This is a genomic window from Halorhodospira sp. M38 (assembly GCF_022227985.1).
Classification (GTDB): domain Bacteria; phylum Pseudomonadota; class Gammaproteobacteria; order Nitrococcales; family Halorhodospiraceae; genus Halorhodospira; species Halorhodospira halophila_A.
The window spans coordinates 1-13,282 of record NZ_JAJNQP010000030.1; the positions used below are offsets into that span (position 1 = coordinate 1).

Annotated in this window: 7 protein-coding genes; all 7 read left to right on the top strand. The window is 66.9% G+C overall.

Annotation, left to right across the window (positions count from 1 at the left end):
• Positions 1-256 precede the first annotated feature (256 nt).
• The gene (rplJ, locus tag LRA98_RS11810; protein WP_201169249.1) at positions 257-784 is read left to right on the top strand and encodes a 50S ribosomal protein L10; all 528 of its coding nucleotides are present in this window, start codon (positions 257-259) and stop codon (positions 782-784) included.
• 64 nt (positions 785-848) lie between these two features.
• Positions 849-1,235: a 50S ribosomal protein L7/L12 gene (gene rplL, locus LRA98_RS11815; RefSeq protein WP_201169248.1), complete on the top strand. Its 387-nt coding sequence runs from the start codon at positions 849-851 to the stop codon at positions 1,233-1,235.
• Between the two features lie 215 nt (positions 1,236-1,450).
• On the top strand, positions 1,451-5,596 hold the full coding sequence (gene rpoB, locus LRA98_RS11820) for a DNA-directed RNA polymerase subunit beta (protein WP_238634094.1): 4,146 nt from the start codon (positions 1,451-1,453) through the stop codon (positions 5,594-5,596).
• Positions 5,597-5,768: 172 nt separating this feature from the next.
• A complete protein-coding gene (gene rpoC / locus LRA98_RS11825) occupies positions 5,769-10,061 on the top strand; it encodes a DNA-directed RNA polymerase subunit beta' (RefSeq protein ID WP_201241649.1) in 4,293 nt (1,430 codons plus the stop codon).
• A gap of 150 nt (positions 10,062-10,211) precedes the next feature.
• Positions 10,212-10,589, top strand: coding sequence for a 30S ribosomal protein S12 (gene rpsL, locus LRA98_RS11830; protein WP_201169243.1), 378 nt, complete (start codon positions 10,212-10,214; stop codon positions 10,587-10,589).
• Between the two features lie 12 nt (positions 10,590-10,601).
• Positions 10,602-11,069: a 30S ribosomal protein S7 gene (rpsG, locus tag LRA98_RS11835; RefSeq protein ID WP_201169241.1), complete on the top strand. Its 468-nt coding sequence runs from the start codon at positions 10,602-10,604 to the stop codon at positions 11,067-11,069.
• A 35-nt stretch (positions 11,070-11,104) separates the two neighbouring features.
• Complete coding sequence (fusA, locus tag LRA98_RS11840) at positions 11,105-13,201, top strand: elongation factor G (protein WP_201169238.1); 2,097 nt, start codon at positions 11,105-11,107, stop codon at positions 13,199-13,201.
• Positions 13,202-13,282: the final 81 nt, after the last annotated feature.

Below are 13,282 nucleotides of genomic sequence, written 5' to 3' on the forward strand. Positions count from 1 at the left end.
CCCCCCCCCCCGGACCTGGCCGGCACGGAGGCCGGCCCGGCTGTCTGACAGCGACAGCCGTCCGAGACCGCCGGTGCCCTGCGGGGCTTAAAGGGGAGACCCGCCTGCGTAGACGGTGGCGCAAGCGAGGAGCCTGCACTTCGCCACCGTGAAGCCGACTCGAGAGAGTCGATTCGCGTATCCCAACCACGGGGTGCGCACCATCGGCTCCCGGGAGGCGACTTCCGAGGAGATCAACCTTCCCAGGAGACAGACGATGGGACTGAGTCTGGAGCAGAAAAAGGCGATGGTGCAGGAGGTGGCTGCGGTGGCCCAAGAGGCCCTGACCGCGGTCTCCGCCGAGTACCGGGGCCTGACTGCCGGGGAGATGGACGAGCTGCGCGCCCAGGCGCGTGAGCAGGGCGTCTACCTCCGCGTGGTCAAGAACACCCTGGCCCGGCGGGCAGTGGCCGGCACCGACTTTGAATGCATGACCGAGGGCTTCTACGGGCCGCTCCTGCTGGCGTTCTCGCAGGACGACCCGGGTGCGGCGGCGCGTCTCGTGCGCGACTACCGCAAGAAGAACGAGGCGCTGGTCGTGCGCAACGTGGCGTTCGGCGGCACGCTGTACGGTGCCGAGCACCTCGAGCGGCTGGCCAGCCTGCCGACCCGCGATGAGGCCCTGTCGAAGCTCATGGCGACCATGCGTGCCCCGGTCCAGAAGCTCGCCACCACCACCAACGAGGTGCCGGGCAAGCTGGTGCGGACCCTGGCCGCCGTGCGCGACGCCAAGCAGGCTGCCTGACCTGGCCATACGCCACCGGACCCGCAGGGGTCCACTCGCTGATTACTGAATAGGAGAGACACAGATGGCCGCTTCGAAAGACGAGATCCTTGAGTCCATTGCCAACATGAGCGTCATGGAGGTCGTGGAGCTCATCGAGGCGATGGAAGAGAAGTTCGGCGTCACCGCGGCCGCGGCCGTGGCCGCTGCGCCCGCTGCCGGCGGTGGTGGCGGCGACGAGGGCGCCGCCGCCGAGGAGCAGACCGAGTTCGACGTGATCCTCAGCTCCCACGGCGACAACAAGGTCGGCGTCATCAAGGCCGTGCGCGGCGTGACCGGCCTGGGCCTGAAGGAGGCGAAGGAGGTCGTCGAGGGCTGCCCCGCGCCGATCAAGGAAGGCGCCTCCAAGGAAGAGGCCGACGACATCAAGGCCAAGCTGGAAGAGGCGGGGGCGAGCGTCGAGCTCAAGTGAGCTGGACCGAGCAACCGTCCAAGCGGATGTAAGCGCGGGCTGGCGGCCGGGAGGCCGCCGGCCTTCGCCTGTTGATACTGCATCACCGAATAACGCAGAGACCCTTCGGGGCGCCTGACAAGGCAACGTTACGCCCGGAGCGGTCCCTTTGGCAACGCTGTCCGCGGGAATCCGCGGTCTGGTTCGAGAAGCTGCTCAAGCGCTGAGGAAGCCCGATGGCCTATTCGTTCACCGAGAAGAAGCGCATCCGCAAGGACTTCGGGAAGCTCCCGAATATCCTCGATGTCCCCTACCTGCTGGCGACCCAGGTCGACTCGTACCGGCAGTTCCTGCAGGACGAGGTCAGCGAAGACGAGCGCGACACCGAGGTAGGCCTCGAGGGCGCGTTCCGGTCGGTCTTCCCGATCCAGAGCCACTCCGGGAACGCCGAACTGCAGTACGTCTCGTACCGCATCGGCGACCCGCCGTTCGACGTCAAGGAGTGCCAGAGCCGTGGGCTGACCTACGCCGCGCCGCTGCGCATGCTGGTGCGTCTGGCGCTCTATGACAAGGAGGGCGGCGGCGTCAAGGACATCAAGGAGCAGGAGGTCTACATGGGCGAGATGCCCCTGATGACCTCCACCGGCACCTTCGTGGTCAACGGCACCGAGCGCGTGATCGTCAACCAGCTCCACCGCTCGCCGGGTGTCTTCTTCGACCACGACAAGGGCAAGAGCCACTCCTCCGGCAAGCTGCTCTTCTCGGCGCGCGTCATCCCGTACCGCGGCTCTTGGCTCGACTTCGAGTTCGACCCCAAGGACACGATCTACGTGCGCATCGACCGTCGGCGCAAGCTGCCGGCGACGATCCTGCTGCGTGCCCTCGGCTACACGCCCGAGGAGATGCTCTACGCCTTCTTCGATACCGACCGCTTCCACCTGGGCAGCGGCAACAAGGTCGTACTCGATCTGGTGCCTGAGCGCCTGCGCGGCGAGACCGCCAGCTTCGATATCGTCGCCGGCGGCGAGACCATCGTCGAGTCGGGCCGGCGGGTCACTGCGCGGCACGTCAAGCAGCTGCAGAAGTCCGGCGTCGAGCAGCTCGAGGTGCCCGAGGACTACCTCACCGGCAAGATCCTCGCCCACGACGTCGTCGACCCGGCCACCGGCGAGCTCCTCGCCGAGGCCAACGCTACGCTGACGCCGGAGATCACCCAGTCGTTCTTCGACGCCGGCATCCGCGAGATCGAGACGCTGTTCGTCAACGACCTCGACCGCGGCCCGTACATGTCCACCACCCTGGCTGCCGACGCCACCCGCAGCCAGATGGAGGCGCTGGTCGAGATCTACCGCATGATGCGTCCCGGCGAGCCGCCGACCAAGGACGCCGCGGAGAACCTCTTCCACACCCTGTTCTTCACCAGCGACCGCTACGATCTGTCGCCGGTGGGGCGGATGAAGTTCAACCTGCGCGTCGGCCGCGACGAGGTCCGTGGCCCGGGCATCCTCTTCGACGGCAAGTACTTCGCGGGCCTCGGCAACGAGGACAAGGACGCCGCTGACCTGCTCGAGCGTTACGGCGAGAGCTCCGATATCCTCGACGTGCTCCGCGAGCTGATCGACATCCGCAACGGCAACGGCCAGGTCGACGACATCGACCACCTGGGCAACCGCCGCGTGCGCTCCGTCGGTGAGATGGCCGAGAATGTCTTCCGAGTCGGCTTGGTGCGCGTCGAGCGTGCCGTCAAGGAGCGCCTCTCCCTGGCTGAGAGCGAGGGGCTGATGCCCCAGGAGCTGATCAACGCGAAGCCGGTGGCAGCGGCCATCAAGGAGTTCTTCGGCTCCTCGCAGCTGTCGCAGTTCATGGACCAGAACAACCCGCTCTCCGAGGTGACCCACAAACGGCGCATCTCGGCACTGGGCCCCGGCGGCCTGACCCGCGAGCGGGCGGGCTTCGAGGTCCGTGACGTGCACCCGACCCACTACGGTCGCGTCTGCCCGATCGAGACGCCGGAGGGGCCGAACATCGGCCTGATCAACTCGCTGGCCGTCTACGCCCAGGCCAACCGCTACGGCTTTCTCGAGACCGCCTACCGCAAGGTCGTCGACGGTCAGGTCACCGATCAGGTGGAGTACCTCTCGGCGATCGAGGAGTCGCGCTACGTCATCGCGCAGGCCAACGCCCGCGTGGACGAGAACGGCCACCTTGCCGACGACCTGATCTCGTGCCGTCACCAGAACGAGTTCACCATGGCCACGGCGGACCGCGTCCAGTACATGGACGTCTCGCCGCGCCAGATCGTGTCGGTGGCCGCCTCGCTGGTGCCGTTCCTCGAGCACGACGACGCCAACCGCGCGCTGATGGGTGCGAACATGCAGCGCCAGGCCGTGCCGACGCTGCGTGCCGACAAGCCGCTGGTGGGCACCGGCATGGAGCGCACCGTCGCCCGTGACTCCGGCGTCATCGTCACCGCCGAGCGCGGCGGCGTCGTCGAGCAGGTCGACTCGAGCCGGATCGTCGTGCGCGTCGACGACGACGAGACCACCCCGGGCGAGCCGGGCGTCGACATCTACAGCCTGACCAAGTACACCCGTTCCAACCAGAACACCTGCTTCAGCCAGAAGCCGCTGGTACACGTCGGCGATCACGTCGCCCGGGGCGACGCCCTGGCGGACGGGCCGTCCACGGACATGGGCGAGCTGGCCCTGGGCCAGAACATGCTCGTCGCCTTCATGCCGTGGAATGGCTACAACTTCGAGGACTCGATCCTCATCTCCGAGAAGCTGGTCAAGGAGGATCGCTACACCTCCGTCCACATCGAGGAGCTGACCTGCGTCGCCCGGGACACCAAGCTCGGCAGTGAGGAGATCACCGCCGACATCCCCAACGTCTCCGAGTCGGCCCTTTCCCGCCTCGATGAGTCGGGCATCGTCTACATCGGTGCGGAGGTCAAGGCCGGTGACATCCTCGTCGGCAAGGTCACGCCCAAGGGCGAGACCCAGCTGACGCCGGAGGAGAAGCTGCTGCGGGCGATCTTCGGTGAGAAGGCCTCCGACGTGAAGGACACCTCGCTGCGTGTGCCCACCGGCATGGACGGCACCGTCATCGACGTCCAGGTCTTCACCCGCGACGGCGTCGAGAAGGACGAGCGCGCCCGCGCCATCGAGCGCGAGGAGATTGCCCGGGTGCGCAAGGACCTCGACGACGAGAAGCGCATCTTCGAGGACGACGCCTACGCCCGGCTCGAGAAGCTGCTCGTCGGCAAGGTTGCCGAGGGCGGTCCCAAGGGGCTGGGCAGCGGCGCCGAGGTCACCGAGGCGTATCTGCAGGACCTGCCGCGTGAGCGCTGGTTCGAGATCCGCATGCGCGACGAGGAGGTCAACCAGCAGCTCGAGGCCGTGCGCCACCAGCTGGAGACCCAGAACGACCGCTTCGAGCGTCGCTTCCAGGAGAAGAAGGAGAAGATCACGGCCGGTGACGACCTCTCTCCGGGCGTGCTCAAGACCGTCAAGGTCCATCTGGCCGTCAAGCGCCGCCTGCAGCCCGGCGACAAGTTCGCCGGCCGCCACGGCAACAAGGGCGTGATCTCCATGATCGTCCCCGAAGAGGACATGCCCTTCATGGACGACGGCACGCCGGTGGAGGTCGTCCTGTCGCCGCTCGGTGTCCCGTCGCGGATGAACGTCGGGCAGGTGCTCGAGACCCACCTCGGTTGGGCGGCACGTGGGCTCGGCCACCAGATCGGGCAGATGCTCGAGCAGCAGGCCCAGGCCGAGGAGCTGCGCGGCTACCTCTCCGAGATCTACAACGCCTCCGGGCGCAAGGAGGAACTCGAGACGCTCACCGAGGCCGAACTCCATGAGCTCTGCCGCAACCTGAGCGGCGGCGTGCCCGTGGCCTCGCCGGTGTTCGACGGCGCCAACGAGGCGGAGATCAAGCGCTGGCTGAAGCTCGCCGGCCTGCCCGAGTCGGGTCAGACCACGCTCTACGACGGGCGCACCGGCGATGCCTTCGACCGGCCGGTGACGGTGGGCTACATGTACATGCTCAAGCTCAACCACCTGGTCGACGACAAGGTTCACGCCCGCGCCACCGGGCCGTACTCGCTGGTCACCCAGCAGCCGCTGGGCGGCAAGGCGCAGTTCGGTGGTCAGCGCTTCGGCGAGATGGAGGTCTGGGCCCTGGAGGCTTACGGTGCGGCGTACACCCTGCAGGAGATGCTCACCGTCAAGTCCGACGACGTCAGTGGCCGGACCAAGATGTACAAGAACATCGTCGACGGGGACCACCGCATGGAGGCCGGTATGCCGGAGTCGTTTAACGTCCTGGTCAAGGAGATCCGTTCCCTGGGCATCAACATCGAACTGGAGAGGGACGACTGACAGCGGCGCTCAGCGCCGGGCGTGCGGCGGCCGCGGTGACCTTCGGGGGCCGTGGCCGGACGTCGCCTGAGCGCTGGCGTACCGATTCAGATGCCCGGGGCCGATGCCCCGGGGTCCGAGCCGCCGGGCTAGCGGCGGCGACCTGAGATCAACGCGCGAGCGGGCAGCAGACATGAGAGATCTTCTCAACCTTTTCAAGCAGCCGGGTGCTCAGCTGGAGGACTTCGACGCGATCCGTATCGGGCTGGCATCGCCCGAGATGATCCGTTCCTGGTCCTACGGCGAGGTCAAGAAGCCGGAGACCATCAACTATCGCACCTTCAAGCCGGAGCGCGACGGGCTCTTCTGCGCCAAGATCTTCGGCCCGGTGAAGGACTACGAGTGCCTGTGCGGCAAGTACAAGCGGCTCAAGCACCGGGGCGTGGTCTGCGAGAAGTGCGGTGTCGAGGTGACCGTCGCCAAGGTGCGCCGCGAGCGCATGGGCCATATCGACCTGGCCAGCCCGGTGGCCCACATCTGGTTCCTCAAGAGCCTGCCGTCGCGCATCGGCCTGCTGCTGGACATGACCCTGCGCGACGTCGAGCGGGTGCTCTACTTCGAGGCGTACATCGTCATTGAGCCCGGCATGACCCCGCTCGAGCAGGGGCAGTTGCTGACCGACGAGCAGTACCTCGAGGCCGTCGAGGAGCACGGCGACGAGTTCGACGCCCGCATGGGTGCCGAGGCGGTGCTCGAGATCCTCAAGGGCATGGACCTGGAGGCCGAGGCGCGCCGGCTGCGTGACGACATCGAGGCCACCGGTTCCGAGTCCAAGATCAAGCGCCTGTCCAAGCGGCTCAAGTTGCTCGAGGCGTTCCTCGAGTCCGGCAACAAGCCCGAGTGGCTGATCATGACCGTCCTGCCGGTCCTGCCGCCGGACCTGCGCCCGCTGGTGCCGCTCGACGGCGGTCGCTTCGCCACCTCGGATCTCAACGATCTGTACCGGCGGGTGATCAACCGCAACAACCGCCTCAAGCGGCTGCTGGAGCTGGCCGCACCGGACATCATCGTGCGCAACGAGAAGCGCATGCTCCAGGAGTCCGTCGACGCCCTGCTCGACAACGGCCGCCGCGGCCGGGCGATCACCGGCACCAACAAGCGCCCGCTCAAGTCCCTGGCCGACATGATCAAGGGCAAGCAGGGGCGCTTCCGGCAGAACCTGCTGGGCAAGCGCGTCGACTACTCCGGCCGTTCCGTGATCGTGGTCGGCCCGACGCTGCGCCTGCACCAGTGTGGCCTGCCCAAGCGCATGGCGCTGGAGCTGTTCAAGCCGTTCATCTTCTCCAAGCTGCAGCGCCGCGGCCTGGCGACCACCATCAAGGCGGCCAAGAAGATGGTCGAGCGTGAGACCGGCGAGGTCTGGGACATCCTCGACGAGGTCATCCGCGAGCATCCGGTGCTGCTCAACCGCGCACCGACGCTCCACCGCCTCGGCATCCAGGCCTTCGAGCCGGTGCTCATCGAGGGCAAGGCCATCCAGCTCCACCCGCTGGTGTGCACCGCCTACAACGCCGACTTCGACGGCGACCAGATGGCGGTGCACGTGCCGCTGTCGCTCGAGGCGCAGCTCGAGTCGCGGGCGATGATGATGTCCACCAACAACATCCTCTCGCCGGCCTCGGGGGAGCCGATCATCGTCCCCTCCCAGGACGTGGTGCTGGGCATCTACTACATGACCCGCGAGCGCGTGAACGCCCGCGGTGAGGGGATGCGGCTGTCCGGTGTCGAAGAGGTCCACCGCGCCTACCAGACTGGCGCCGCCGAACTCGGTGCGCGGATCGAGGTGCGCGTCCGCGAGCGCGTCTTCGACGACACCGGCGAGCTGGTCGAGCGCGTTCAACGCCGGCAGACCACCATCGGGCGTGCCCTGCTGTTCGACATCGTCCCTGACGGCCTGCCCTTCGAGGCCGTCGACCGCGAGCTCGACAAGAAGGGCATCTCCGGGCTGGTTAACGCTTGCTACCGCCGCGTCGGCCTCAAGGGCACTGTCATCTTCGCCGACCAGCTGATGTACACAGGCTTCTTCTACTCCACCAAGGCCGGCGTCTCCATCGGCGTTGACGACATGGAGGTGCCTACGGACAAGGAGGAGGCCCTGCGCTCGGCCGAGGAGGAGGTCCGCGAGATCGAGGACCAGTACGCCTCCGGGCTCGTTACCAGCGGCGAGCGTTACAACAAGGTCGTCGACATCTGGGCGCACACCAACGACCAGGTCGCCGGCGCCATGATGGAGAAGATGGGCAAGGAGACGGTCATCGATGCCGAGGGCAACGAGACCGAGCAGAAGTCCCTGAACTCCATCTTCATCATGGCGGACTCCGGTGCCCGTGGCTCGGCCGCGCAGATCCGCCAGCTCGCCGGCATGCGCGGCCTGATGGCCAAACCCGACGGTTCGATCATCGAGACGCCGATCACGGCCAACTTCCGCGAGGGCCTCAACGTCCTGCAGTACTTCATCTCCACCCACGGCGCCCGGAAGGGCCTGGCCGATACGGCGCTCAAGACGGCCAACTCCGGCTACCTGACCCGCCGCCTGGTGGACGTCTCGCAGGACCTGGTGGTCACCGAGGAAGACTGCGGCACCACCGATGGCCTCGTGCAGACCCCGATCATCGAGGGCGGGGACGTCGTCGAGACCCTCGCCGAGCGGGTGCTCGGCCGCGTCGTGGCCGAGGACGTGGCGGTGCCCGGCAGCACCGAGATCGCCGTCGAGGCCGGCACGTTGCTCGACGAGGACTGGGTCGAGCGCCTTGAGCGTATGGGTGTGGACGAGATCAAGGTCCGCTCTGCGGTCACCTGCGAGACCCGCCACGGCGTCTGCGCCAAGTGCTACGGCCGTGACCTGGCCCGTGGCCATGGCGTCAACATCGGCGAGGCCGTCGGCGTCATCGCCGCGCAGTCCATCGGCGAGCCTGGCACGCAGCTGACCATGCGCACCTTCCACATCGGCGGTGCCGCCTCGCGGGCGGCCGCCGTCTCCCAGGTGGAGGTGCGCAATACCGGCAAGGCGCGGCTGCACAACATCAAGACCGTGCAGCACCACTCCGGCAGCTATGTGGCCGTCTCTCGCTCCGGCGAGCTCACCGTCATGGACGAGTACGGCCGCGAGCGCGAGCGCTACAAGATCCCCTACGGCGCCGTGCTGAGCGTCGGCGACGAGGACCCCGTCGAGGCCGGCCAGGTGGTGGCCAACTGGGACCCCCACACCCACCCGATCGTCACCGAGGTGGACGGGTACGTCCGCTTCCACGACTTCGTCGAGGGGGTCACCGTGCAGCGTGAGGTCGACGAGGTCACCGGCCTGTCGAGCCTCGTGGTCACCGATCCGAAGAGTCGCGGGACCGGCGAGCACAAGCGCCAGGTCACCGACGCCAACGGCAAGGTCACCGAGGAGCGGGTCGCCTACAAGGACCTGCGCCCGATGATCAAGCTCGTCGACGGCGACGGCAACGACTTGAACATCGCTGGCACGCAGATCCCGGCCCACTACTACCTGCCGGCTGGTGCCATTGTCTCGCTGGAGGACAACGCCGAAGTCCGCGTGGGTGACGCCCTGGCGCGCATCCCGCAGGAGGCGTCCAAGACCCGTGACATCACCGGCGGTCTGCCGCGGGTGGCCGACCTGTTCGAGGCGCGTAAGCCCAAGGAGCCGGCGATCCTCGCCGAGGCCTCCGGCACCGTCGGCTTCGGCAAGGAGACCAAGGGCAAGCAGCGGCTGATCATCACCAAGGCCGACGGCGAGACCCACGAGGAGCTCATCCCCAAGTGGCGGAACGTCACCGTCTTCGAGGGCGAGCACGTGGAGAAGGGCGAGACCATCGCCGATGGCGAGCCCAACCCCCACGACATCCTGCGGCTGCTCGGCGTGACCAAGCTTGCCGAGTACATCGTCCAGGAGATCCAGGACGTCTTCCGCCTCCAGGGCGTGGGCATCAACGACAAGCACATCGAGGTGATCGTGCGCCAGATGCTGCGCAAGACCATCGTCTCCGACCCGGGCGACTCGCTCTACCTCAAGGGCGAGCAGGTCGACCGGGCCAAGCTGCTCGAAGAGAACGAGCGGCTCGAGGCGCAGAGCAAGCAGCCGGCCCAATGGGAGCCGTCGCTGCTGGGCATCACCAAGGCGTCGCTGTCCACCGAGTCGTTCATCTCGGCGGCCTCCTTCCAGGAGACCACTCGGGTGCTCACCGAGGCGGCGACCCGCGGCATCCGAGACGACCTGCGTGGCCTGAAGGAGAACGTCATCGTCGGCCGGCTCATCCCGGCGGGCACCGGATTCGCCTACCACGCCGCGCGGCGCCAGGAGGCCCCCGGTCCGGTGGCGACGCCGGAGCAGCAGGCCGAGGAGGTCTTCGCCTCGCTCGGTCAGGGCGAAGGCGCGGATTCCGGTCCCTCCGGCGAGGAGGCCGGGCCCGAGGCCGAATAGCCCCGAGCAACCGCAACGCAAGCCGTGCGCCCCGGGGTGGTTCCGGGGCGTGTCATTGACAAGGGCGCGGGATCACCCTAGAATGCCGCGTCTTCGACAGGCCGGCCATCCGGCCTGTCGTTTTTGGGTCGGTACGGAGCGCAAAACCCTATGGCGACAGTGAACCAGTTGGTGCGCAAAGGTCGCACCAAGCGCACCGCGAAGAGCAGTGTGCCGGCGCTGGAGGCGAGCCCTCAGAAGCGCGGCGTATGCACTCGCGTCTACACCACCACGCCGAAGAAGCCGAACTCCGCGCTGCGGAAGGTGGCGCGTGTGCGTCTGACCAACGGTTACGAGGTGGCCTCCTACATCGGTGGTGAGGGTCACAACCTCCAGGAGCACTCGGTCGTCCTCATTCGTGGCGGGCGTGTCAAGGACCTGCCTGGTGTGCGCTACCACGTCGTCCGCGGTGCCGCGGATACGGCGGGTGTCGACAAGCGCCGGCAGGGTCGTTCCAAGTACGGCGCCAAGCGCCCGAAGAAGAAGTAACGGGACTCAGTCATGCCTAGGAGACGAGAAGTACCCAAGCGCAAGGTCCTGCCCGATCCCAAGTACGGGAGTGAGGTCCTGACCAAATTCGTCAACATGGTCATGAGCGACGGCAAGCGCTCGGTGGCCGAGCGAATCCTCTACGGGGCCCTGGAGCGCATCGGCGCCAAGCACGACGATCCGATCGAGGTCATGGAGACCGCGCTCGAGAACGTCAAGCCGCGGGTCGAGGTCAAGTCCCGGCGCGTCGGTGGCGCTACGTATCAGGTCCCGGTCGAGGTTCGCCCCGAGCGGCGCCAGACGCTCGCCATGCGCTGGCTGCTCGAGGCGGCCCGCAAGCGCGGCGAGAAGACCATGGCCGCGCGCATGGCCAACGAGATGCTTGAGGCGGCGGAGAGTCGCGGGACGGCCGTGAAAAAGCGTGAAGACACGCACCGCATGGCCGAGGCCAACAAGGCCTTCTCGCACTACCGCTGGTAAACGCAGAAACACGCTTCAAAACGGGGTATTCCACCGTGGCACGCAAGACACCCATCGAGCGCTATCGGAACATCGGCATCGCCGCTCACATCGATGCCGGCAAGACCACCACCACCGAGCGCATCCTGTTTTACACCGGTGTCTCGCACAAGATGGGTGAGACCCATGACGGTGCGGCGACCATGGACTGGATGTCCCAGGAACAGGAGCGTGGCATCACCATTACGTCCGCTGCGACCACCTGCTTCTGGCGCGGCATGGACCAGCAGTACCCGGAGACCCGGATCAACATCATCGACACCCCGGGTCACGTCGACTTCACCATCGAGGTGGAGCGCTCGCTGCGGGTGCTCGACGGCGCCGTCGCCGTGTTCTGTGCCGTCGGTGGCGTGGAGCCGCAGTCCGAGACGGTCTGGCGCCAGGCCAACAAGTACGGCGTGCCGCGCATGGCGTTCGTCAACAAGATGGACCGCGCTGGCGCCGACTTCTCGCGTGTGGTCAGCCAGATCCGCGAGCGGCTCGGTTCCCAGGCGGTGCCGATCCAGCTGCCCATCGGCGCCGAGGACCAGTTCGAGGGCATCATCGACCTGCTGCGCATGTCCGCCATCTACTGGGACCGCGACGAGCAGGGCATGACCTACTCCGAGCGGGAGATCCCGGAAGAGCTCAGGGCCGACGCCGAGGCCGCCCGCGAGGAGATGGTCGAGGCCGCCGCCGAGGCGGACGAAGAGCTGATGGACAAGTACCTCAACGAAGGGGAACTGTCCCACGACGACATCAAGCGTGGCTTGCGCCAGCGCACCCTGAACACCGAGATCGTGCTGTGCATGTGCGGCTCGGCGTTCAAGAACAAGGGCGTTCAGACGCTGCTCGACGCCGTCATCGAATTCCTGCCGGCGCCCAACGAGGTCCCGGCCATCGAGGGTGTGCTCGATGACGAAGAGACCGTGGTCACCCGCGAGTCCAGCGACGATCAGCCCTTCGCGGCGCTGGCGTTCAAGATCGCCAACGATCCGTACGTCGGCAACCTCACGTTCTTCCGCGTCTACTCCGGCGTGCTAAGCTCCGGCGACGCGGTCTTCAACCCGGTCAAGGGCAAGAAGGAGCGCATCGGCCGTCTGCTGCAGATGCACTCCAACCAGCGCGAGGAGATCAAGGAGGTCCGCGCCGGCGACATCGCCGCCGCTGTCGGCCTGAAGGATGTCACCACCGGTGACACCCTGTGCGATCCGAGCAACAAGGTCACGCTCGAGCGCATGGAGTTCCCCGAGCCGGTGATCGCCGTTGCCGTCGAGCCGAAGACGCGCAGCGACCAGGAGAAGATGGGTCAGGCCCTCGGCCGGCTGGCGCAGGAGGATCCGTCCTTCCGCGTGCGCACCGACGAGGAGTCCGGGCAGACCATCATCTCCGGCATGGGTGAGCTGCACCTGGATATCATCGTCGACCGCCTCAAGCGGGAGTTCAAGGTCGAGGCCAACGTGGGCGCGCCGCAGGTCGCCTACCGCGAGACCATCCGTAAGCAGGTCGAGCAGGAAGGCAAGTTCGTGCGCCAGTCCGGTGGTCGCGGCCAGTACGGTCACGTGCACATCCGCATGAAGCCGCAGGAGCGTGGCGACGGCTACAACTTCGAGAGCAAGATCGTCGGCGGCGTGGTGCCGAAGGAGTACGTGCCGTCGGTCGACCACGGGTGTCGCGAGGTCATGGAAGAGGGCGTGCTCGCCGGCTACCCGGTGGTCGACGTGGCCGTGGAGCTCTACGACGGCTCCTACCACGATGTCGACTCCTCGGAGATGGCGTTCAAGATCGCCGGCTCCATGGCCTTCCGCGAAGGGTTCATGAAGGCGGATCCGGTTCTGCTCGAGCCCGTGATGAAGGTCGAGGTGGTCACGCCGGAGGAGTACATGGGCGACGTGGTCGGTGACCTCAACCGTCGGCGTGGCACCGTGCAGAAGATGGAGGACATCCCCAACGGCAAGCAGATCCGTGCCCAGGTGCCGCTGAAGGAGATGTTCGGCTACGCGACGGACCTGCGCTCCAACACCCAGGGGCGTGCCTCCTACGTGATGGAGTTCGAGGAGTATCACGAGGCGCCGGCGAGCATCGCCGATGAAGTGATCAAGAAGGCGTCGTAAGCGTACGTCGCCGTTCAGTTTCAGACGAGAGACCGTACAAGATAAACGAGGTGTGGCGTGTCCAAGGAAAAGTTTGAGCGT

Coding starts and splice junctions, on each gene's coding strand:
- rplJ (WP_201169249.1), top strand. CDS start 257: ATGGGACTGAGTCTGGAGCAGAAAAAGGCGATGGTGCAGGAGGTGGCT.
- rplL (WP_201169248.1), top strand. CDS start 849: ATGGCCGCTTCGAAAGACGAGATCCTTGAGTCCATTGCCAACATGAGC.
- rpoB (WP_238634094.1), top strand. CDS start 1,451: ATGGCCTATTCGTTCACCGAGAAGAAGCGCATCCGCAAGGACTTCGGG.
- rpoC (WP_201241649.1), top strand. CDS start 5,769: ATGAGAGATCTTCTCAACCTTTTCAAGCAGCCGGGTGCTCAGCTGGAG.
- rpsL (WP_201169243.1), top strand. CDS start 10,212: ATGGCGACAGTGAACCAGTTGGTGCGCAAAGGTCGCACCAAGCGCACC.
- rpsG (WP_201169241.1), top strand. CDS start 10,602: ATGCCTAGGAGACGAGAAGTACCCAAGCGCAAGGTCCTGCCCGATCCC.